This window comes from Chryseobacterium tructae (genome assembly GCF_030409875.1).
In the GTDB taxonomy this organism is placed as follows: domain Bacteria; phylum Bacteroidota; class Bacteroidia; order Flavobacteriales; family Weeksellaceae; genus Chryseobacterium; species Chryseobacterium tructae.
This window is the reverse complement of record NZ_JAUFQR010000001.1, coordinates 2,311,710-2,335,341: the sequence shown is the minus strand read 5'-3', so window position 1 is coordinate 2,335,341 and position 23,632 is coordinate 2,311,710. Positions and strand designations below refer to the sequence as shown.

Genomic DNA, 23,632 nt, shown 5'->3' with positions numbered 1-23,632 from the left:
AACCACACCACCTCAAATATAGTACTATGAAAGAAGTTGTTTTGATTACCGGAGCAAATGGCTTAATTGCAAAAGAACTTGCTAAAAAAATCGAGAATGAATTTGAGGTAAGATTTCTTACCCGAAAAAAAAGACAGCCCAATGAATATGAATGGGATCTCAAAAAAGGAACCATCGATGAGTCAGCTTTTGAAAATGTATCTCATATCGTTCATCTGGCTGGCGCTAATATTTCAGAAAAGCGCTGGACAGCAGAAAGAAAAAAAGAATTGATTTCCAGCAGAGTGGATTCTGCTACCTTACTGCGAAATACGTTAAGAAAAAAAGAGCTTAAACTAAAATCTTTTATTTCTGCCTCAGGAATCAACTTTTATGGAACTCTGACCACAGAAAAGATATATTCGGAAAATGATCCACCGGGACATGATTTCCTCAGTGAAGTGGTTGTTTTATGGGAAAGGGCTGCTGACCATTTTAAAGAACAAAATCTAGCTGATAGAATCGTCAAAATTCGAACGGCTGTTGTCCTTTCTGAAAAAGAAGGTGCTTTAAAGAAAATGCTCCCGCCTATAGAATATGGAATGGGATCTGCTCTGGGAAGTGGCAAACAGTATATGCCCTGGATTCATATTGAAGACATTTGCTCTATATATGAGTTCGCTCTAAAACACACCACCCTTCACGGTGCTTATAACGCTGTTTCACCTCAACATGCTACCAATGCAGATTTAACTAAAGAGATTGCTGAGGTTCTGAAGAAGCCATTATTCATGCCTAATGTTCCCGCTTTTCTTTTAAAAATATTATTTGGTGAACTTGCGAGTGCTATTCTGGAAGGTTCAAGGGCTTCTTCACAAAAGATTCAGGATGCTGGTTTTCAATTTAAATTTCCGGCTCTGAAAGGTGCCTTAAAAGATTTATTAAAGACTCCATAATTCATAAAAAGAATTCAAACAACAATATGCAAAATCCTAATATCACTATTTTAAAAACAGATGTTTTATCTGATAACTGGTATACTTTAAACAAAGTTACTTTTACTGTCCGCAAAAAAGACGGAACTACTGAAACCCAAAGCAGAGAAGCCTATGATAGAGGCAACGGAGCAGTTATTTTGCTGTATAACAAAACTTCCAATACCATTATTCTGACCAGACAATTCCGATTGCCTACTTATATTAACGGAAATGCTACCGGAATGCTTATTGAAGCTTGTGCCGGGCTTTTAGACAATGATAATCCTGAAGATTGTATCAAAAGAGAAACAGAAGAGGAAACAGGCTATAAAATTTCTAAAGTAGAAAAGGTATTTGAAGCCTATATGTCTCCTGGTTCTGTTACGGAGATTCTTCATTTCTTCATCGCTGAATATTCAAATGAAATGAAAATTAACGATGGTGGCGGGCTTGAGGAAGAAGGAGAACATATTGAAGTGCTGGAATTACCTTTTGAAGAAACTCTTTCTATGATTGATACGGGAGAAATTAAAGATGCTAAAACAATTATGCTATTGCAATATTTGAGAATAAAAGGGATTTTGTAAAAAGGATCCAGATAATATTTGCCTTTTTATGTTGCTGGTAACTTATATATTTGGGCAGCACTGAAAAACATCTATTTTAATATGACAGAACAAGAAATTACGAATATCATTCAAAATGAATTAAGTTATAAAGAGTGGGGAATAACGGAACAAATATTGGAAATTCATTCTCCGGTTTATCAGGATGGAAATATTGTCATTGAAAATATTGTTGATGATCAAAATGAGAAAGCAGTTTATATTCCTATTGTTGATGAGCTTTTCTACCTTACTTTTTATATTCATTCAAAAAACAAGGAGATTATTGGAATTTCAACTGAACCTAAAATTTCGATTTATTTTAAAGCTATTTCTGAAGACCTCAGCAATACTGAGCTCAATGAAATGACTCATTTAGCAATTAGCAAAAGCTGGAATAAAGGTGATCAGAGAAAACGCAACATTGGAAGCTATGATTTTAGCTGTATTATGATTGAACTTAATGATAAACCCGATACATTTGAAAGAAAATTAAATAATTTGCTTTTTGAACTTCTGAAAGATCTTGATGGAATTAGAAAATTATCTGAAATGGCAGAAACAACCATTCAAGTAGTGGGCTATTTTCACAATGGAAACGGAATGATTGGTGGTGCATCTTTATCGGATATAAATATTAAAAAACTAGCTGATTTGAATCTGTCTATTGATTTCGACTTCTACGTTTCAGGAAACCCATATATTTCTTAATAATCTAACATCAATAGAATGCTTCAAGATCACATTACCTTACAAAACCGCTATAAAGACTTCATCAGGAAAATCTGTGAAACCAAGATCGTTTATGGTTTAAAAGATGGTAAAGGATATGCTACCTCCTACTCCAATGATCTGGAATATGAGGATGGAGAACCTGTACAGATCATTTGTTTCTGGTCAGATGCAGCAAGAGCAAAATCCTGTGTATACAATGAATGGAGCCGTTATGAGCCCACTCCTATTCCACTTGATGAATTTCTGGAAAACTGGTGTCTGGGAATGAATAGTGACGGTTTGATCGTAGGTATAGATTTTGACCGTAATTTGTTTGGATATGAGGCAGAACCTTTGGAACTTGCTCTTGAAATTATTGAAGAACTTAGGAAAAACGATAAATTTTTAACGCTAAGAAAATTCAACGATATGGAAGATATGAAGAATCAGATAAAAGATGTATTAAAAGACTAAAAAAGATTCATGGTAAAATCATTGGGAATAAAGACTGCTAAAGTTATAGCAGTGTTTTCGGTTTTTATTTTCAGTATTCTGATGCTGAAAGTAATCTTCCAATATACTTCTCTTGATAAAACTGTTGGATTTCTTGCCTTTAAACAAAAAGTGGTCAATAACCCATATTGGATGATCTTTTTCTACATCCATATTTTTTCGATAGTACTTTGCCTTCTGGCTGGTTTAACTCAATTTTCGGCTCAGTTTCTGAGAGAAAACAGAAGTTTACACAAAATAATTGGTAAGGTCTATGTGTATAATATCCTCATCATTAATGTTCCGGCCTGTTTTGTATTGGGATTGTTTTCTAATGGTGGATTGATAGGTATTACAGGGTTTCTGGTTCAGGACATTCTTTGGGCTTATTTTACGATAGTTGCTGTCCTTACTATTAAGAAAGGAAATATCATCAGCCATAAAAATTATATGATTTTAAGCTATGCCATTACGACCACTGCGATTACTTTCAGAATCATCAAGAATCTTTTCTACAATGAAAAACATCATGACTATGAGCTTTTTTATGGTATAAATGTTTGGTTGGCTCTTATTATTAATCTTCTGATTGCTTATTTCTTTCTTAGACAAAAAAAATCATCTATCGCTGAAAAGAAACATTCGTAATTAAAATAAAAATACTGATAAAGGAAATCAAAAGGAATGAGCCTATAAATATCAAAATATTAAGCCATTTTTTGTATTTGTGATTCTTTGTCCATCGATGACAAAAACTAACGATAACATTAGAGATCCAGGCAAAAATAATAATTACGAAAAGGAAAAACAGAAGAATAATAAGGTAAACCCAATCAAAAGGCATAAGATTATATTTTTTAAAAATTTATTATTTTCAAATCTAACTATCTGGAAAAATCAAGAGTCCCTATAAAAATCAAAATAGTGATGAATGATAGCATTAGAAATGATATGATGAATACGAACGTATTAAAGATCACTTCATACTTGTGGCCTTTAGTCCATCGATTACAAAAACTCATGATGAGGTAGGAAATTACGCTCAAGACTGCAATAACAAAAAGAAAGAAAAAATAGATCATGGCTGTACTTTATATTGTAAAGCTATTATTTTAAAATTAGAAAAAAAACAGGAACCCTAAATATCCCCAATTTCAGCTATAAATAACACAGTAACAGACTGTAAATTCTGATATTTGTAAAGCTAATATTTCAAAACAAAGAATTATGAAGATTAAAAACATAGACCACATTGTATTAACTGTAGCAGATATCGATAAAACCATAGAATTTTATACTCAAATTATGGGTTTTGAAGTGGTAACTTTTGGTGACAACCGAAAAGCACTTACTTTTGGAAATCAAAAGATCAACCTCCATCAAAAAGGTCATGAGTTTGAACCCAAAGCTGAATATCCTACCAGAGGTTCCGCAGATCTTTGTTTCATTGCTCATACAGATATTCATGATATTCTGGAGGAACTGAAGCAAAAAAATGTAGAAATCATCGAGGGTATCGTAGATCGTACAGGCGCTATAGGAAAGATAAAATCTGTTTATTTCCGTGATCCGGATCAGAACCTCATTGAAGTGAGCAACTATTCTTAGTTTAATAACGCGAATACATCTATAAAATGATTCTACGTTAGACTATAAGCCTATGTTTCCATGTGGTGCAATATTTTTACCACATAGAAACATAGATAATGCTTGTTAAAACTTACGATCATATTTCCATTTCGTTATCCTCTCCAAATTTTTTCCAATACTGGTATTTTTCAGGATCGGCAAAGGCCGGATCTTCCTTATAAAAGTATAAGAGTCTTCTCAAGGCTGTAGTGTAATATCCATGCTGCAAAGATTTTTCATAGTGCTTAATTGCTTTTTTGATGCTTGCTTTTACTCCTGATCCTTCATCATATATAATTCCGTAATAAATATCGGAATAAGCTCCCTCTGTATCTTTTCTTAAATAACGCTGAAGATTATCAAAATCATTTTTCTGGTAATAGATTTCTGCCATCTTCTCATCATTGTAATAGAATTTCTTTTCGGCCTGTTTATAGTAGTCTAATGCCAGGTCATAGTCTTGTAATACATATTCACCATAAAAATACAACAGTCCAAGATTCTGCAATGCCAGCCCATCTCCTAATTCTGCAGACTTCCTGAAACATTTTAGAGCTTTTTTAATATCCTGAGAATATCCAACACCACTCTGATAATGATAACCAAGGTTATTCCAGGCAATAGCATTATTCTTTGACGCTGCTTTTTCATACAAAGCAAGCCCTTTCTCCAGATCATAAAATTCAGGATACTCATGATGAACATAAATATATCCAAGCTCCACCATCATATCTGTATTTCCGCGATTTATCCCTATTTTATAAAGTCTTATGGTGTCCTTAATCTTTCCTTCTTTGGTATATTCTTCTGCCTTTGACATCAGGGTATCATCGTCGAAAAATTCCTCATAGCCTGAACCTTTTCTTTCTGTCCATACTTTATAAAAATCAAGGAAATACTTTTGATCTTTTCCACGCAGGTTATGTCTTTTTTCATACAAGGCACCCAACTGATGATCTGAGATCTGATGTAGTCTTCTTCCGGCATCTAGAATCAACATTTCATGTCCTTTATAAAGACAGAGCATCTGTTCATCATAATCTATTCCTTCACCGATATAGTCGTAAAAATCGCTTCTGGTCTCCGTTTTCTGGTCAAAATAAAACATCTTGTCTGAGGTGGTCACACGGAAAATCTCTTCTCTGCAAGCTTCTATTTTTTTATATTCTTTAGATGAAGGCAGCAACCAACGGTCTTCAGCAGCATTATACACTCCCCAGCCATTTTCATCACACACCAGAAATACATTCTTCATAAACTGGGTATACCAATCTCTGTTGATATTTTCAATCGTATGTTCTTTTAACCTGAATTCACCTGATTTTATATCGTAGATATACCATTCCTTAGCTTTTTTGTAGGCAAAAGAAGTATAATAATCTATAAGCATCACGGTATCTATGTCAGTATCCAAAAGGCTTCCATCAGCTTTTATAATGCTGTTTTTTTTCTGAAACTTATTAGGTTTTACCCAATAATATCCTTCGGCAATTTCACCCAATACATCTTCAGGGTATTCTCCAAGGAAAACACCTTTAAAGGTGTAAAAGGCTCTCTTTGAAGTTCCTTCCAACCTACGATAAAGCAATTCAGAATAATTAAATTCAAAAGGCTCATCAAAAGACTTTGCAATAATCTGTTTATTGGATACATCAATAAGGTGATACTTACCGTCTTTTTTAGCATTGAAAAGGTAGACATGCCTTAACATCTCCAGTTCCTCGTATTCACAAGGGATCACAATTTCTCCTGTAGCAATACTAATGAGCCCACTTAGATGATCTATTTCTATAATCCCATAACTTTTACCATCAATAAAAAGAGCATCATAAACTTCCTCATAAATACATTCAATAAGTACTTTCCCATCATTTCTCAGATATCCGTACTTCCCATTCTTCTGTACTACAGCAATCCCCTCCTCAGTAAAGGCGAATATTTCGTCATAAACTGCCGGAGTGATGATATTTCCTTTTTTATCCTTTAATCCCCAAAGACCATTGTCTTCAAAAGTTTCTGAAATATCTTTATACAAATCTTCATTCCAATAGCCAAGACCATAATCAATCCAGTCTGTTTCCAGCATCTCTAAAAAAGATACATATCCACTTCTGGCTATAACCTCTTTTTCCAGCCAGCCCAGATTGTGCTTAGATATCGCTTTATCATAGAGCTTACTCTTTTCCTTAATTTCAAGTACCCAGTCTTTGGCCTGGTCAGAGTGTTTTTCTTCACTCATATTGAAGACATCCCATCCATTGATCATTAAAGTATCATAAGGAAGATCATCCAGCATTTCAAACATCTTGTTGACAGGCTCATAGTATGCCTTTTTATAAAGCAACTGATAATGTTCACCCAACAACTGGTAGAATGATTTCAGCCTTTCTACTCCGTTTATTTTATCAAAATACAGGAGTTTTCCTTTTGATCTTGGTTCACAGGAGAATAGAGGAAAAAGCAAATCTGGGATCACATAATTCCATTCTCCCAGATAATGGGAATATTGGTCTCCAGTCTTTGAATCCACATTATATACATAAAGACGATGTGCCATTTTTTATTCTTTAATGATTAAAATCCGAATTTAGAGAACAGTCCCGGTTTTTTCCAAGAAGCTTTATATTCATCAGCAATAGGATCATAGTCTGCCACTGAACGCACCTGATCCAATATCGTATGGGCTTCTTTTAAGCTTCCAGCCTGATACAACACAACTGCTTTTGCCAGTTCAACACTTTCCACAAGATCATCATAGCCCCATTCTTTAGCATTGTAGATCGTAGTACATCTTTCAGCAAGAGCGAATACCTGATCTTTATTGTTTAGTTTTTCATAAACTCGAATTCCATAGCTTAGCCAAAGTACATATTCTTCAGGATCCATTGCCGCATCACATTCCGCATCATATTGACTAAAAACGGATGCTGATTCCTGGTAATTTCCTTGAAGAAAATCATTTTTTACGATCATATAAATGGTTTTCGCTTTATCAAAAGCATCTAAAAGGAATTCTTTTTTATTTTCAAGATATCTTTTGGCTGCCCATGTTACCTTTCCATAGTTTCCTGTTCATTATAAATCTGCATCAAGGCATACTGAGGATTGGGCTCTTGAGGGAAACGTTGTGCCATCGCTTCATAATGAGCTCTTCTTGTATCAAGGCTCCCACTGTCCAGATGTTGAAATAAGATTCCTTCCAATATATTTTTACCGGCTTCCAGATCTCTATAATCATAATCATTAATTTCCGGATTTTCTATGGTATGCTGATAGGCGTAGGTAAGGACTTCCTCTGCCTCTCTATAAACATTATGAACTCCTAATAATTCATGAAGCTGAACTTGTCGTGCTCTATAGTATACATTTTTATAAAAATAATCCTCACATTCTCCATAAAGGCTGAAATAGTTATTTAGAGCTTCTTCTGCCTCTTCATAATTGCCTCCATCCATAAAAGCATCAATCAATACTACGTGAAGTTCTCTAAACTCTGAATATTTAAATCCTTCAGAAGCCGTTGAGGCAGCCCTCTGATAGTCGCCTAATAACGAATACTTAATAGCTAGGTTATTGCAGCACATTGCTCTGGTATGCAGGTCATTGTTAGCATCACTCTCAAACTTATCTTCTTCAAAATACTTTCGGAATGCTTCATGTGCCTGCTCATATACTGCCCGACTCACTTCAATCCATTGCAGCTTATCATTTCCATCCTCTAATTCGTCTATAAATTCGTCCATATAAACACCTTCATTATAGATATCTGTCGGATAATCAGAAAATAAAGGAATTTCAGAAGGTATTATTCCGTTCAAAAGGTATTCGGATTCAGCTTTTCTTCTCCAGGGCGTGGCGTTAGATGATAGTTCCACAGCTTTCTTCAATAAAGGAATAGCTTCGGCATAGCGTTGACCTTCGTACAGAAATGTTCCTGCAAAATGATACCCTGAGAACAGTTCCGGATGGGAATGGATGACTTCAAGGGCATGATGGTAGTAAAAATCTTCGACAATATTCAGTAAATCGTTATAATTTCTTTCAATAATCAACTGATAGTAAAAAACATCAGGATTATGGTATCCGTTTTTAATCAGTTCTGCAAAACGCTGGTGCCATTCTACCAGTTTTTCATGAATATGAAGTGCAGAATTTTCACCTTTGATGGCTTTTAACATCATTTTTAATGAAATATCCGGTACTTTATTTTCATAGGCAATATCAGCAAGGTTGATAAAATCATATTCGTTTCTGCTTACAAAAGCAGCCTGTTCCTTATCAATAAGTGCTATAAGCTCTTCTCCTGAAACCATTTTTGTACGATCTAGTAAATAGATCTTTTTAATCCAGTAAAGCGAGGTGTTTTTATCCCTGATCTCACGGTTATCAGCATCTGCTTTTTTAGAATAATACATTGCGGCTTCAAGACTGTTCAAAAGCGCTTTATTTTCTTCCAGGGATTCATATATTTTAACCAAGAAATCATAGCCATAACCTACATATTCCGGATCTTCCAGCATCCGTTCTGCATAGCCTATAAATTCATTTTTATTTTCTTGATTAATGTGTTTTTTAGCTCTGGCAATCTGCATCAGGGTATATTCATTTCCTAATGGATAATCCAAAATATTGTATAAGGCTTTTTGATTGTTGGGGTTGATTTGTAGAATTCTGCGTAGGTAAGGAATAACATAATCTCTTATAGCGTCATAAACCGCTTCGTGTCCTTCATAATACACAATGTCATGATAAGCCACTGCCATTAAGAATAAGACCTCTTCGTCTTCGGGATGAGATAGTAAGTATTGTTCACCTTCTATAATACACTGTTCCAGGTCTCCGCTATAAAACAGTTGTTCTAAATTGTCGTACATTATTAATATTTTGTCTATAATTCAATCATTATATTTCCATTCCGCCTCAGCAGAAGCCGGACTTATAATATAGGGACGTGCAAAATATAAAAAACAAAAAGAAAAACAAATGACACCCTTTATAAATACCTGAAACCAGTGAGTAAATAATTCTGATTTATGACAGCACTTGATACTTTAAATATTAATTTAGACCGAAATTCAAAAAGTATAAATTTTTCAACCGTAAAAACATGAAAAAAGTATTTACAGGACTTTCTTTGGCTCTATGTGCGATGATGATCGCTCAAAAAGCACCTACAAAAAAGAGTCCACTGGTTCTTTACAGCTATCAGACTTTTGGATGTGACGTTAAGGGGTATTTTGATCCTTCCCAATATAAAAAAGAAGAAATAGAGGGTACATATAACTTATATCACCTTTGACCTTGTCTACCTTTCCTTCTCTCATTGTATTTAACCCTAACAAATTCGATCTGGTACGCAGCAATAGTACTCCGCTTTTACAACAGGCTGAAAAAGAATATCTGATGCGAAAGAAGGAGCTTGAAGAGCTTACACTCATTGACCTTCCGATTTGGAAAAATGAACGTGAAGAAACGATACAACTTTTGGAAAATGAATATCAGCTTTATAAGACTCTTCTTATGGGCTATGCTGATCCGCAATCTCTCCCAAACAGCAAGTTTTATGCTACCTGTAAAGAATATGCTGATGCCATGACTACCAAGGATAAAGAAAAAATGTATCTGGCATGGAAAAGTTTATTTGAGCCTAAAAAAGGGGAAGAAGCTTATCCCGGAACACAGGATGCCTTTACTGCTAAATGGAATGATCCTCGAAGAGATGATTATGCCTTTATTGATCTCATGAATGCATTCAATAGCTGCGCAAACCATAGTTTCAGGGCTAAGGTTGATGAAGAAAACTCTTTATTTCAAACTTTTGAAAAGGTTTTCGCCAAGGTAAAAAGAGATTGTGATGAACCTTAAAATTTCAAAAAAAGAGCCTGTTTAAAGCAAAAAATTAAAATTCTCATTAAATGAGAAAAATAACTACATAAAATTGGTTAAATTCTTTAGTTTTCAAATTTAAAGCCTTAATTTTGCATTGAAATTTTAGAAAATTCGGATTCTTCTACAACTATGCGCATGGAAAAAATGATAGTCGGGCTCTCCCTGGCTTTATCTGTTAGTATTTGGGGACAAAAAGCCCCGATAAAAACCAACAATCTGACACCTTACAGCTATCAGACATTCAATTGTGACAACAAGGGATATTTTGATGCCTCCAAATATGAAAAAGAGGAAATAGATGGTGTTAACAAACTTTTATATAAGTTCAATGGGGTTCATTTTGATACGAATCCTATTTTTAAACTTTCCAGCCTTGAGGACGTCCGTAAAAATAAAGATTTACATCTGGAAAACCTCGAAAAGCAATATCAGGAGAAAAAAGAGGAGCTTTATAATCTCAAGGTCATCAATCTACCCGTTTGGAAAAAGCTGTATGAAAATGCTATACAAACTTTTGAAAATGAATACGAGCTGAATAAGGAAGAAATCATCGCTTTTTCGGATCCTACTACGCTTAAAAACAGTAAATTTTACGAAACCTGCAGAGAATCTATAGATGCCATATCTTCTCCTGACCGGGAAAAAATGTTTGCTTCATGGAAAGCCTATACAGAACTTAAAAGCAAGAACAATGCTGATCCACAAGGCGTGATGAACCGTTTTAATGCCAAACTGAATGATCCTCAAAGCGAAGATTATGCATTGATCGACATGATCGGACTTAGTTTTCACAATTGTGCCAACAGCAGCTTCAGACAGAAACGTAATGAAGAAGAAGCAACTATATACAGGGATTTCGACAAGATCTTTACAAAATTGAAGAAAAATTGTGACGAACCTTAATATCAGGAAATCTTTACAACATTATAATAGCAGTACTCATTTTGGGTACTGTTTTTTTATTGGTAAATATCTTATATCTTGTTGAAATTTTTTACTTTTATCGGATAACTAATAATCATGAAAAAAGGAATCTATTATTTGTCCCTACTCTTTTCAAGCTCTTTACAAGCTCAGATTGAAGTTCCATTCAATATGATCTCTTTGGTAGAGCAAACCTCTTATGAAACATCCAAGGATAGTATACTTCCCTCCTACCAAAAGGAAGCATTTATTTATATTAATCAGAAGACCGGGCAGCCTGCTTTTAATAAAGAATTTAAAGAAGCTTATCCTTTTTATGGTAAATCAGCTTTGGTTTATGACTCTGAGACAAAATCATATAATGCCATTAACCGAAACGGAGATTTCATTTTAGAAAGGGGAAAGTATAAGCAGATGAGTAATCCCGTGGACTGTAGTATAGGTTCTGTAAAGCTTTTTACTGCTCAGGAAGGAAATATGACTGAGATTAATTATGAACTTCACACGACTGAAATAGTCAATGAATGTTCACAACCTTACAGACCTTTCTGCGCTTATCCTGTATATTTCAGAGTCCCTTTTACAAAAAATGAAGCAGGAAAATATATTGCCAATGCCAACTGCCTTGAAGTGGATGAAGTAAAAGCGTTAGACAGAGATTATTTTATGGTATTAAAAGAAGGAAAGATAGGTATTGTTCATAAGAATGGAAAAATCCTTGTTCCTATTGAATATGAAGAATCTACAATCACTTTTGCAGAAAATAAAAGCACCTATATTGGAATTGTTCCTTTAAAAAAAGAGAATATCTGGTATTACTTTAACAATGGTGGAGATTTGATTACAGAAAATGATAATGCATGCCATCATTTTTTCAATTCATCCGAGATTAAGCTCGGGGTTTACAAAAAAGGAGAAAAATACAGCATACTTTATAAAGATGGCAGCTCCTCTAAAGACTACGACTGGATCTCTGAACAAGGATATCTTGCCCGAAGAAAAAATGATTTCTATTTTATTTTTGAGAAAAAGGCGATTCCGTATTATGTAAAATAATTCCGTTAATATTAAACCTTTTATTCGGTGTATCAACTTTCTACAACATTACAATCATTATTAAAAACTGACAAAATAAATTAATAATGAATAAGTTACGATTTTTTCAATTAATTTCCTTAATTTTGCACCCCGAAAATAAGAATTCAAATTATGAAACGAATTGGTGAGCACAGAACACTTCTTGGAGTTGACAAAAATGTAACTTTAAAAGAGTTAAAAACAATTTACAGAAATGTGATGAAAGATACACATCCTGATAAATTTATCAATGACGAAGCAGGAAAACTGGAAGCAGAAGCAAGAAGCAAGTCTGTGATTGAAGCCTATCATTTCCTGGTAAGTATTAATCCTGAGACTCAGGAAAAATACAAAGAGGAATATACAGAAACGATTACCCAATCTAATATTCAGGATTTTTATCTTGAAAAATCGATTTTAACGGTTCTTCATTTGAATGGTAAAACGTATGAATATATGGGTGTTCCTAGAAATACCTATATTAAAATGGTGAATGCTGATTCTCCAAGCCGTTTTGCAAGAAGACATATCTATGGAAATTTTGTCTTCAGAAAGGCTGGAGAGGCTATGGCAGACTAATTTTTTTCAATTACAATATATGAAGGCTTTCGGTGTATACTGGAAGCCTTTTTTAATTCTTTGGGCACGCAAATAATTTTATTTTTAAATGGCCACGAATTCACGAATAATTTTATTTTCATATAGGAAATATATATGTCTATATTGTTTTAATAATTTTGAACCACACAGAGGCATAGAATAGTAATATTTAAAAGAATTAAGATCTTAAAAATGACAAGCTATTTATCCTATAATATCATTTAATATAAGAAATTCGTGAATTCGTGACTAAACAAAAAAAGCGCCTCAGAAATCTGAGGCGCTTTCGATTAATTAAAGGTATATGATATTTTATTTGTCTAAATGCTTAGGCGTAAATCCGTCTTCATTTAATTCTCTGTGCTCATATTCTGCCTTCATTTCAGCTTCGTAGTCTACTTTAGTATCTTTACCCATTCTTCTCAGAATAGAGTCAAATAGAGAGTATACTACCGGTACAATGATCAAGGTAAGGAATAGAGATGATGTCAAACCACCGATTACTACCCATGCAAGACCTTTGTTCATCTCTGCTCCTGCTCCTGTTGCCAATGCGATCGGTAACATACCGAAGATCATCGCGATGGTTGTCATCAGGATCGGACGAAGACGGGCGTGGTTAGCCTGAATCAATGCATCGTGAGTGGTTGCTCCGGCTGCTTTTCTTGCATTCGTAAAGTCAACGATCATAATCGCGTTCTTCGCAACAAGACCAATCAACATGATCATCCCCAGCATCGTAAAGATGTTCAATGAGTTAGCGGTTAAGGCAAGGATTACCATTACCCCGATCATTGCTAACGGAATAGAGAACAATACTACGAAAGGATATACAAAACTGTCATATAAGGATACCATTACCAGGTATACCAATACGATAGCTGCTAATAAAGCGATTCCTAACGTACCGAAACCTTCTTGTTGGTTTTCCATATCACCACTCCAGATATAATCTACACCGATTGGTTTTTTACCATTCATAAATTTAGCTGACCATTCGTTGGCAACGTCTCCAACTGGTCTACCTACTGCTTTTGCTCTTACTTTTACAGAAGGAGATTTATCTCTACGTTCAAGCAAACTTGGCCCTGACCCCATTTTAACATCAGCAAACTGGCTCAGACGAACCTGCTGTCCTTGAGGGTTTGTAAAGATCAGATTTTTAACATCATCAATAGATTGTCTGTTGAAATCTCCAAAACGGATATTGATATCATATTCATATTCTCCCGCTTTGAACTTCCCGTCTGTATTTCCGTTAAATGCAGTTTGCATTGTCTGTCCTACACTTGAAAGATTTAACCTAAAGAAGACATTTTATCTCTATCAAGAGATACCTGTACTTCAGGGTTACCTGAGTCTGTAGATAATTCTGCATCCACTGCTCCCGGAACTTTTTTCAATAATTCAAGAATTCTTGTTGCTTCTTTTACAGCCGTTTCATTATCCGGAGCCGTTACTACCATTTCAATCGGAGCATTTTCCGCACCCATGATACCAATCGGCGCTGTTTTGAATTCAACTCCTGTGAATTTCTCTTCTAAAGCTCTTTTTACTTTCGCCGCTTTGATGTTGGTACTTTCAGAACGTTCAGACTTATCTGTTAAGTTTACCTGAACCTCAGATTGATAAGTCGTTGCCTGAGCACCACCAAAACCTGTTGATTGCTGTCCTACCGTTGTAATTAAGTCTACAACATCTTTATCGTTTCTTAAAAACTTCTCTACATCTAATGTTAGTTGATTGGTTTTTTCAATCGTTGCATCTTTTGAAAGCTCCATTTGTACTAAGAACTGCCCACGGTCAATCGGCGGGAAGAATTCACCTCCAATGAAACCAAATGCGACCAGCGAGAATGAAGACAATAAGATAATGAATGTAATCACTACCGTAGCAATTCTTCTTAGTGTCGTTTTTAGACACCACTCAAGAATATCTGTGATCCAGTGTGTAAATTTGTCAATTAACCCTTCAAACCAAAGGATAAATTTCTCGAACCAGTTTTTACCTGTCAGGTGCTCCAGTTTACCAAATCTTGATGACAACCAAGGAATAATAGTAAATGACGCTAACAATGATAATAAGGTGGCAATAACCACCGTGACGCAGAACTGTGCCAGGATGTTGGCTACAAGACCTGAACTCATTGCAATCGGTAAGAATACCACCACAATTACCAACGTAATCGCTGCTACTGTAAATCCAATTTCTGATGCTCCGTCATAAGCTGCTCTGATCTTGCTTTTACCCATCTCCATGTGACGGTAAATGTTTTCCAATACTACGATTGCATCATCCACAAGGATACCTACCACAAGGGAAAGTCCTAGTAAACTCATTAGGTTCAAAGTATATCCCATCAAGTTCATTCCGATGAACGCTGCCACCAATGAAGCCGGGATAGAAACCATTACAATAAATGCGTTTCTGATACTGTGAAGGAATAATAACATTACAATAGCCACGAGGATAATCGCTAAGAATAAATCGAAAATAACGTGGTTAGCTGATTCCAGAGTAAAGTCTGTAGTATCATTTACTACTTTCACTTTTATTCCCTGAACTTTATAGGCTTCTTCTACTGTTTTAATGGTTTTCTGAACACTTTCAGATACAGCCACCGCATTCGCATCAGACTGCTTTTTAACCTGCATTAAGATCGTAGGGAACTGATTGAATCGCGCTACTTTCTCAACATCTTTCTGAGAGTCAAAAACGGTTGCAACGTCAGATAAACGTACTTGTGCTCCGTTTTTGTTGGAAACCACAAGCTTATTCATTTCCTCAGTAGACTTATATTTTCCGGATAGTCTGATCGTAGATTTTGTAGTTCTTGTTTTTAAGCTTCCTGTAGGGAAATCAAGATTTGAAGAAAGAATCGCTTGTTGTACATCACCTATTGAAAGACCATATCCTTGCAATTTTTCTCATCAAGGTTCACCTGAATTTCTCTTTCCTGTCCACCTACAAGATCTACTTGTGCTACTCCGTTTACACGGGAGAAAATCGGCTCAATCTTTTTATCTAATAAGTCGTAAAGATCCTTACTGTTCAATTTATCAGATGAAATACTCATCGTGATAATCGGTAAATCATCCAAGGAGAATTTATTCAGAGATGGTGCTTTTACGTCTTTAGGGAAATCAGCCAAAATAGCATTTACCTTACGCTGGGCATCATTCAAAGCAAAGTCAACATCTGCACCATTGTTCAGCTGAACCATGATAACGGATAAACTTTCGTATGAAGAAGATTCTACTTTTTTTACGTTTTCCAAAGAACCTACGGCATCCTCAATCTTTCGGGTGACGGAGGTCTCCACCTCTGCGGGTGAAGCTCCCGGATACACCGTGGAAATGGTTACCATGTTGGTTTCAAATTTCGGAATCAATTCGTATCCCATGAGTGTATAACTCAGGATACCTCCCAGCGTCAGAATTGTAAATAATACAATTACCAACGAGGGTCTTTTAATCGATATTTCTGCTAACTTCATAGATCGATTACTTTATAATGTTTACTTTAGATCCGTTGTCCAGGTTGATCTGTCCGCTGGTTACCACTTGCTCTCCACCGTTCAGTCCGCTTAATACCTGTACTTTATCTCCGTAAATTTTACCAACAGTTACTTTAATCAATTTAGCAACACCATTTTCAACCACAAATAGCTGTCCTGAGCTTACTCCGTTTACAAACGCTTCAGCTGGAACTGTAAGCATATTTTGAGTTTCTGCACCGTGATTTGTTTTGAACATGGCTGTAGCATACATCCCCGCCTTAAGGTTTCCTCTGTTCTGAACTTCAATCTCAACAGGGAAATTCAAAGAAGCATCACTTTTAGGAGCAATAAATGTAATCCTACCCACAAAAGAGTCTTCAGGTAAAACGTTAACATTAATTGGAACTTCCTGACCTAACTGGATCTTCCCAACCTGGCTCTCGTCTACTAAAACAGAAAGCTTTAAGCTGTTGATATTAACAATCTCAAACATTGCAGTTCCCGGAGAAACTACAGTTCCCGGTTCCACCATTTTTTTGTTAACCGTACCACTAATTCCCGCACGGATGCTTGTATCGTTTACTTTAACTCCCTGAGCTTTCACTGCAGCCTGCATATTTTTCAATTGCAGTCTTGAGTTATCAAGCTGTTGTTTTGTAACTCCGCCTGTTTTGTATGCATTTTCATAACGTTGGTTGTCAATAATAGCATTCTGTAAGTTATTCTGAGCTTGGGTAACATCTACTTCGATAGCATCTCTTTTAATAGTTGCCAGCACCTGCCCTGCCCCTACTCTTGAACCTTCTTTTACTAAAACGCTCACAATACGTCCTGAAATTTCTGAAGACTGGTTCATTTCCTGTTTAGGAAGAAATGTTCCATTCGCAGAATAATCTGTATCGATGTTTTCTCTTGCTACTGTTACAATATTGACATTGATTTTATCTACCTGCTTGGCAACTTCTTTTACCTCCTGAGTCTGTTTTTCTTTGTTACCAGCAATCTTGTAAGCTGCCAGTCCTACGAGTACAGCTGCTACGATGATATATATTAAAGTTTTTTTCATTGTTTATTATAAGTTTTGTAATGTGTTTAACTCTCCTTTTGCTTTAATTACCTTGATCTCGGACTGTTTATAGTCTAGCAATGCATTAGCATAGTTTTGTTTAGCCTGCGTAAGTGAATTCTCAGTATCTAATACTTCAGTAAGTGTTGCTAAACCATACTGGTAGTTAGACTGGGTATTTTTTTGTACTTTTTCTGCTAGATCCACATTATCTTTCATGCTTTGAATATTGATAATGGCATTTTCCATATTAGAAATAGCATTTTTATAATCTAGGCTCAAGTTCAGTTTTTTACTCTGAATATCCTGATCCAGATCTTGGATATCAATTTCAGACTGCTGGATTTGAGCCCTGGTAGCTCCTCCCATAAAGATTGGAATCTTAATGGCTAAACCAACAGAAGCATAATCACCCCAGTTGTTCCCTGACTAGATCCTGTTGTATAAGGAAATTTATTTCCCAGCCCTTGCCATCCGTAGTTAGCAGTAAGTCCCACTGTAGGATATAAGTTTGCTATAGTTGCCTTTTTGCTGTATTGTAAAAGTTCTTTTTGCTTATTTAAAACTTTTAATTCTGAACGGGTTTCCAGATTCACATTGGTTGCCAATAGCTCAGGATTAGGTATAATTTCTTTTTCTTCAAGTTCGATAGAGCTCTCAATAGGAACTCCCATATAAAACTTCAATGAATTTTTTGAAACCTCTACTGCATTAATCAATTGTTGCTTATTAGAACCAATATTGGTAAGCTGAACATTTGTTCTGTCAAGATCTATGGGTTTAGCCAAACCGTTATCCACCAAACTCTTGATTACATTTCTTACTCGTTCTGTATTGGCATAACTTTCTTGTATTGTTTTCAGGTTTTCTTCCTGAACAAATACCTGATAATATGCTGTAGCAACGTTTTCAATGATCTGCTCATTCGTGAGTTCAGAATTCAAAAGATAGAACTCACGTGTTGATTTGGCCGCTTTAAGACCAATAAAAACTCTTTGATCAAAAATATTTTGATTAAGGGTAACCACATTTACAGATTGCCATTTTGTTCCAAAAGCAACAGGGATAAGCTCTCCTGGTTTACCTACAATCTCTCCCGGAAGAACCGTTTTTTGCAAAATAGGATTGTACGTATTATTGATAGTCGCACTTATCTGAGGCAAGGCTCCGGCTCTGGCCTCATCAATCTTATATTCGGCTTTTTTAACCTGTAAAGCTGCTTTTTTAGCTTCAGCCTTATTCTGAAGTGCCTGTTTTATTGCTTCTTGCAGAGAAACCTGCTGCTGTGCAGACACCGATGAAAAACCGAAAATCATAAATGCTGCAGCTATCCCAATCTTTAGCTTATTAGCAGTTATACGTTTTCTTTTCATAATTTTATACTTCGTTTATTTTTTTAATTTTTGTCCTTGTATTTATTTCTAACTGACGAATCATTTTAAGAAATACTTTAGATTTTTTTAATTTTTAAATAACATATTGATAATGATTTCTTTTCTCTCTGAAATAATCTTATCATATTCCTCATCACTGATCATCAGATTCTCCATGAATAAAGGTCTTATGGCACTTGGAAAAACCAATAGGGAAACCATATTCAGGATAAACTGAACGGGAGCCATCTTTTCAATATTTCCCAATTCCATTTCTTTTTCAATATCTTCATATAATTTCTCTAAGATATCTTCTTCAATTTCCCTCTGATGGCAGGTTCCTTTATTGATCTGTGAAACGATATAAGTTTCCAGATAAGGATATTGAAGGCTCGTAGAAAGGCTGCTTTCTATAAACTGTCTGATCTTCTCTTTAAAGGGAAGCTCCGAATTCTGAATAATCTTTGACTTCTCCTGCTCTACTTTCTGAGCTTCATCAAAGATGATCTGAATCAGTTTGTCTCTTGACCGGAAATAATAATTAATAAGTGTTCTATTCACTCCTGCTTAATCGGCAATCTCCTGCGTAGTAGCATCAAATTTTCCTTTCACAAAGAATAATTTCTTCGCTGTCTCCTTGATCAATTCCTGTGTTTGGTCTTTTTTTGCTTGATTTGACATTTTTGTTAAACAAATTTGTGCAAATTTATATCAAATTTTATTTTTGAAAAAATTGTTAAACAAAAAAATTAAACAGAATTGTTATGACATGCATCATGTCTTTGAAATAAAGTTTCGGTTACTCAGTATTTAATGGGAATGGTATTTTTATATCTTTACCGCAAAAATTAATAACTGATGCGAAAAATTTTATTATTGTTCTCTCTTTTGAGTGGGTACTTCTATTTTCACAAACAAAAAGCTCTGAAAACAATTCTTATCATTTCTATGAAAATAAAGGCCAGATCATTGATCAGGATGGAAAAGAGAATAAAGATGTTCGATATCTTTTTCATTCCAAAGGATTGAATGTTCAATTGAAGAAAGATGGTTTTTCTTATGACATTTACGAACTAAAAAAAACTTCTAATCCTAATTTCCAAAAAAGAACTGAAGCTTCTCTTCCTACACCTAAAAAATACAATACTGATGAATTTGTTTATGAAAAGCTCATCCACAGAATAGATATTGAATTTGTAAATTCTAATAAAAAAGCAATTATTACTGCGGAGGGAAGATCTCCTGATTATAGTAATTATTATAATCTGCCTACTCATTCAAAAGGCATCACTCATGTTTATCAATATCAAAAAATAAGATACAGGAATATATATCCCAATATAGATTTAGTATTTTTTAAACCTACAGATACCTTAAAACCTGTAGAATATAATTTCATCATCAATCCGGGTGGAAAAATTTCAGATATACAAATGAAATTCAATGGTGCACCCACCCAGATCAAAGATGGAAGACTCACTATGAATGTACGTTTTGGGGAAGTCTATGAAAATATTCCTAACAGCTGGATTGCGGGTAATACTAAGAAGAACATTGACGTTTCTTTTACCGATCTTGGAAATCAAACTTTTGGATTCAATGCGCCTTTAAATACTTCTGACAAAACAATTGTCATTGATCCTGTACCAACAAGGATATGGGGAAGCTATGCAGGAGGGCCTGGAGAAGAATATGGAAGAATGAAAACAGACAGTCAAAGTACCGGTTATCTCTTCGGATCTACTAACAGTTCTACAAATTTTGCAACCTCAGGAACCTACCAGCAAATGGTTATGGGAAATTTTGATGCTTTTTTATTAAAAATAGCAAAAAATGGACAAAGGCTTTGGGGGACTTATTATGGAACTTTTCAAAGAGATTCCTTTGAAGTTCTAGATTTTGATGAAAGCTTCAATATTTATACCGGATGTGAAATAACGAAATCACCTGGGAATATGGATGTTGCCCTTATTAAGTTTAATTCAAATGGAGGATTGATTTATCAAAAAGAATTTATAACCAGCCAGACGGAAGAAATGTACACTGTTTCTTATAACAGTGGACAAGTATTTTTTGGCGGAAGTACCATGAGCTCCAATTTTCCAGCAATCAATACTCCTAACCTTACAAAAAAAAGTCCTCCTGGATATAGTGACGGATATTTAACTTCTTTAGATGCATTATCTGGAAATATACTATGGTCTTCATTTTTTGGTGGATCAGATCACTCAACCGGAATTTATTATATATTTTCATCTGCAAACAATCTGGAAATTATCGGAGCAACACAGTCACAGCTAATCCCAATGATAAATCCTTTTCAGGCGACTAATGCAGGACAGTCTGATGGATTATATCTACAATTTTCTAAGACTGGAAATCTCTTGCGGTCAAGTTATTTTGGAGAAGCGCTATGGGAAAACGTTTGGGATGCAAGAATTATTAACAATACTTTGATCCTTCCAGGAGAATATATATTACCCAATCCTTCCGGAGGAGCGATTAGAAAACCTGGGGTATGGAGAGTAAACTTAACCAATAATACAATTACCAAAACCTATTATAATTTTAACTCAGGATTACAAATATCAGCTTATTGTGATGTTTTAGGAAATATTTTTTTCACCGGACTGCATGACAGTATGCTGCCAGATATATCTACTCCCGGAGCATATATGGGAGTACCTGCTATGTATAACTCTACATTCATGATTAAATACAATCAGAATGATGTAAAGGAATGGGGAACTTATTATACGGGAAATGGTGCTACACAGCTAGGTGTGGTTACAAAAGATGCAGAAGGTGCTATCTATTTAACCGGTATGTCAAGTGGCAATTCAACAGGTATTGCGACACCAGGTACATTTCAACAGAATCAGGGCGGAGGTAATGATATTTTCATCGCTAAATTTCAAGACTGCACTTCCAGCGCTGTAGTGTCTTCTAATTCTCCGGTATGTCCTAATAATACAATTCAACTGAATGCTACCGGAGGAACAACCTATAATTGGAGTGGCCCAAATGGTTTTACCTCCAATCTCCAAAACCCGACTATTACTAATGCAACAATAGCTCATTCAGGAACTTATACTTGCCAGGTTTCCGGGTCTGGAGTTTGTGATGGTAATTTCTCAGTAAATGTTGTAGTAGGTGATCAAATAGCTCCGGTTCCTAATGTTGCCAACTTAGCTGACATCACCGGTGATTGCCACACAAACATTACCAATTTCCCAACCGCAACAGACAACTGTGCAGGAACGATTACAGCCACGACAATGGATCCTTTATCCTATTCAATTCCCGGAAATTATATCATCCACTGGGCTTATAATGACGGAAATGGTAACACAACAAATCAAAATCAAAATGTTATTATAACTTCTCCTCAAGTTCCAACGACGACAAGCATACAGCAAACCTTTTGTGCAACCAACAATCCAACAATTTCAGATCTCCAGATCTCCGGACAGAGTATAAAATGGTATAATAATTCAGGAGGAAATCTACCTGTAAGTACACCTCTTGTCAATGGACAGACTTATTATGCATCCCAAACGATAAACGGATGTGAAAGTAATAAAATCATGATTCAGGTTACTGTAAACAATACGCCTAAACCAACAGGTAATATCAATCAGGATTTCTGTACTACAGCAAATCCAACATTAGAGAAACTCATTGTAACAGGGACTTCATTGAAGTTCTATGACGCTGCTGGAAATGTTTTATCTATAACAACACCTCTTATACATGGTCAAACCTATTATGTAACGCAAACATTAAACAACTGTGAATCTGAAAAACTTGCTATCTCAGTGACTTTATCCTCAGATAACATCCCTGCTAAAGGTTATGCACAAGTGATGTGTAATGACAATACAGGAAATACAATGACTATTAATCTTCATGCTTATGAAGCCAATATCATCAATAATCCTAGTGCCTATATTTTCTCCTATACTGATGCCAGTGGAAATGTGATTGCCAATCCATCTGCTTACGTTTTAAGTATTGGTTCAACACTTATTTATGTAAGAGTAGCTACTGTTGAGGGATGCTTTACGATTGTAAGATTGAATTTAACAATAAATCCCAAACCTTTGGTTACGCTTCCTGAAAAACTGGATTTCTGTGAAGGTAAATCGGCTGTATTGGATGCAGGAGCAGGATTTAAATCATATTTATGGAGTACCGGTGCTACCACACAGACAATTACGGTTTCTTTACCAGGAACTTATTCTGTAAAAGTAACTAACAGTTCGGGATGTGAAAATACCAGTTTCTCCCAAGTTAGCTATACTGTTTTAGCCTACATTACCTCTGTAAACATTACCAATAATACGGCTACTGTTATTCTTTCTGAAACAGGTAATTATGAGTATTCTCTTGACAATATCATCTGGCAGAACTCTAATATTTTCACCAATTTAAAACTGGGAGAATATACAGTGTATGTAAAAACAAAATCCGGGTGTGTGATCGGAAAGAAAAACTTTTCAATTTTCAATATTCCTAATACGATTACCCCCAATGGTGACGGCATAAATGACACCTGGAAAATAGTAGGGTTGGAAAATTATCCCGGAACTGAAGTTTACCTGTATGACAGAAAGGGAATTCTTCTCTATAAAGAAATAATTAAAAAGGCACCTTTCCAATGGAACGGGAAATATGACTCACAACCAATAGCTACAGGAAGTTATTGGTATACCATAAAAGTTTCCGACGGTAGGAATTATAGTGGCTGGCTATTAGTTAAAAACAGAGAGTAATAAAAAAGAGCAGAAAATTCTGCTCTTTTTTGT

General features: G+C 35.3%; 19 protein-coding genes and 1 pseudogene. 12 read left to right on the top strand and 8 right to left on the bottom strand.

Annotation, left to right across the window (positions count from 1 at the left end):
• The first annotated feature begins 26 nt into the window (after nt 1-26).
• From QWZ06_RS11520 to QWZ06_RS11495, 6 genes are all read left to right on the top strand, one after another.
• Entirely contained in the window at nt 27-935 is a 909-nt protein-coding gene (locus QWZ06_RS11520; protein WP_290298161.1) for a TIGR01777 family oxidoreductase, read from the top strand.
• A gap of 26 nt (nt 936-961) precedes the next feature.
• Nucleotides 962-1,543, top strand: a complete 582-nt coding sequence (nudK, locus tag QWZ06_RS11515; RefSeq protein WP_290298158.1) for a GDP-mannose pyrophosphatase NudK — start codon at nt 962-964, stop codon at nt 1,541-1,543.
• A gap of 81 nt (nt 1,544-1,624) precedes the next feature.
• Nucleotides 1,625-2,272: a DUF4279 domain-containing protein gene (locus tag QWZ06_RS11510; protein WP_290298156.1), complete on the top strand. Its 648-nt coding sequence runs from the start codon at nt 1,625-1,627 to the stop codon at nt 2,270-2,272.
• 18 nt (nt 2,273-2,290) lie between these two features.
• A complete protein-coding gene (locus QWZ06_RS11505) occupies nt 2,291-2,749 on the top strand; it encodes a DUF2750 domain-containing protein (RefSeq protein ID WP_290298154.1) in 459 nt (152 codons plus the stop codon).
• Between the two features lie 9 nt (nt 2,750-2,758).
• Complete coding sequence (locus QWZ06_RS11500; protein ID WP_290298153.1) at nt 2,759-3,415, top strand: DUF2306 domain-containing protein; 657 nt, start codon at nt 2,759-2,761, stop codon at nt 3,413-3,415.
• Nucleotides 3,416-3,994: 579 nt separating this feature from the next.
• Nucleotides 3,995-4,375: a VOC family protein gene (locus QWZ06_RS11495; protein WP_290298152.1), complete on the top strand. Its 381-nt coding sequence runs from the start codon at nt 3,995-3,997 to the stop codon at nt 4,373-4,375.
• A gap of 118 nt (nt 4,376-4,493) precedes the next feature.
• Here the strand turns inward: QWZ06_RS11495 and QWZ06_RS11490 are convergent, their stop codons facing one another.
• The 3 genes from QWZ06_RS11490 to QWZ06_RS11480 form a co-directional block, all read right to left on the bottom strand.
• Nucleotides 4,494-6,953 (bottom strand): SEL1-like repeat protein, encoded by a 2,460-nt coding sequence (locus QWZ06_RS11490; protein ID WP_290298151.1) that lies wholly within the window; start codon nt 6,951-6,953, stop codon nt 4,494-4,496.
• 17 nt (nt 6,954-6,970) lie between these two features.
• Nucleotides 6,971-7,369 (bottom strand): hypothetical protein, encoded by a 399-nt coding sequence (locus QWZ06_RS11485; RefSeq protein WP_290298148.1) that lies wholly within the window; start codon nt 7,367-7,369, stop codon nt 6,971-6,973.
• Nucleotides 7,370-7,446: 77 nt separating this feature from the next.
• On the bottom strand, nt 7,447-9,270 hold the full coding sequence (locus QWZ06_RS11480) for a tetratricopeptide repeat protein (RefSeq protein ID WP_290298146.1): 1,824 nt from the start codon (nt 9,268-9,270) through the stop codon (nt 7,447-7,449).
• Between the two features lie 233 nt (nt 9,271-9,503).
• On the opposite strand from QWZ06_RS11480, the gene QWZ06_RS11475 reads away from it, so the two are divergent.
• From QWZ06_RS11475 to QWZ06_RS11455, 5 genes are all read left to right on the top strand, one after another.
• On the top strand, nt 9,504-9,695 hold the full coding sequence (locus tag QWZ06_RS11475) for a hypothetical protein (protein WP_290298144.1): 192 nt from the start codon (nt 9,504-9,506) through the stop codon (nt 9,693-9,695).
• Nucleotides 9,692-10,261, top strand: coding sequence for a hypothetical protein (locus QWZ06_RS11470; RefSeq protein WP_290298143.1), 570 nt, complete (start codon nt 9,692-9,694; stop codon nt 10,259-10,261). Before QWZ06_RS11475 ends, QWZ06_RS11470 begins: the two co-directional genes overlap by 4 nt.
• 159 nt (nt 10,262-10,420) lie before the next feature.
• On the top strand, nt 10,421-11,188 hold the full coding sequence (locus QWZ06_RS11465) for a hypothetical protein (protein ID WP_290298142.1): 768 nt from the start codon (nt 10,421-10,423) through the stop codon (nt 11,186-11,188).
• 117 nt (nt 11,189-11,305) lie between these two features.
• Nucleotides 11,306-12,265 carry a hypothetical protein gene (locus QWZ06_RS11460; protein ID WP_290298141.1) on the top strand — a complete coding sequence of 320 codons (960 nt, stop codon included), beginning with the start codon at nt 11,306-11,308 and terminating at the stop codon, nt 12,263-12,265.
• Between the two features lie 153 nt (nt 12,266-12,418).
• Nucleotides 12,419-12,865 carry a KTSC domain-containing protein gene (locus QWZ06_RS11455; protein ID WP_290298139.1) on the top strand — a complete coding sequence of 149 codons (447 nt, stop codon included), beginning with the start codon at nt 12,419-12,421 and terminating at the stop codon, nt 12,863-12,865.
• A 333-nt stretch (nt 12,866-13,198) separates the two neighbouring features.
• On the opposite strand, the pseudogene QWZ06_RS11450 reads toward QWZ06_RS11455, so the two are convergent.
• The 5 genes and pseudogenes from QWZ06_RS11450 to QWZ06_RS11430 form a co-directional block, all read right to left on the bottom strand.
• Nucleotides 13,199-16,382: pseudogene (locus QWZ06_RS11450) on the bottom strand (efflux RND transporter permease subunit).
• Nucleotides 16,383-16,389: 7 nt separating this feature from the next.
• On the bottom strand, nt 16,390-17,451 hold the full coding sequence (locus tag QWZ06_RS11445) for an efflux RND transporter periplasmic adaptor subunit (RefSeq protein ID WP_290298138.1): 1,062 nt from the start codon (nt 17,449-17,451) through the stop codon (nt 16,390-16,392).
• A 6-nt stretch (nt 17,452-17,457) separates the two neighbouring features.
• Nucleotides 17,458-17,820 carry a TolC family protein gene (locus QWZ06_RS11440; RefSeq protein ID WP_290298137.1) on the bottom strand — a complete coding sequence of 121 codons (363 nt, stop codon included), beginning with the start codon at nt 17,818-17,820 and terminating at the stop codon, nt 17,458-17,460.
• Between the two features lie 20 nt (nt 17,821-17,840).
• On the bottom strand, nt 17,841-18,824 hold the full coding sequence (locus QWZ06_RS11435) for a TolC family protein (protein WP_290298136.1): 984 nt from the start codon (nt 18,822-18,824) through the stop codon (nt 17,841-17,843).
• An 87-nt stretch (nt 18,825-18,911) separates the two neighbouring features.
• Nucleotides 18,912-19,385, bottom strand: coding sequence for a TetR/AcrR family transcriptional regulator (locus QWZ06_RS11430; RefSeq protein WP_290298135.1), 474 nt, complete (start codon nt 19,383-19,385; stop codon nt 18,912-18,914).
• 263 nt (nt 19,386-19,648) lie between these two features.
• Between QWZ06_RS11430 and QWZ06_RS11425 the strand changes: the two genes are divergently transcribed.
• Nucleotides 19,649-23,599, top strand: a complete 3,951-nt coding sequence (locus QWZ06_RS11425; protein ID WP_449252260.1) for a DUF7948 domain-containing protein — start codon at nt 19,649-19,651, stop codon at nt 23,597-23,599.
• Nucleotides 23,600-23,632 lie beyond the last annotated feature (33 nt).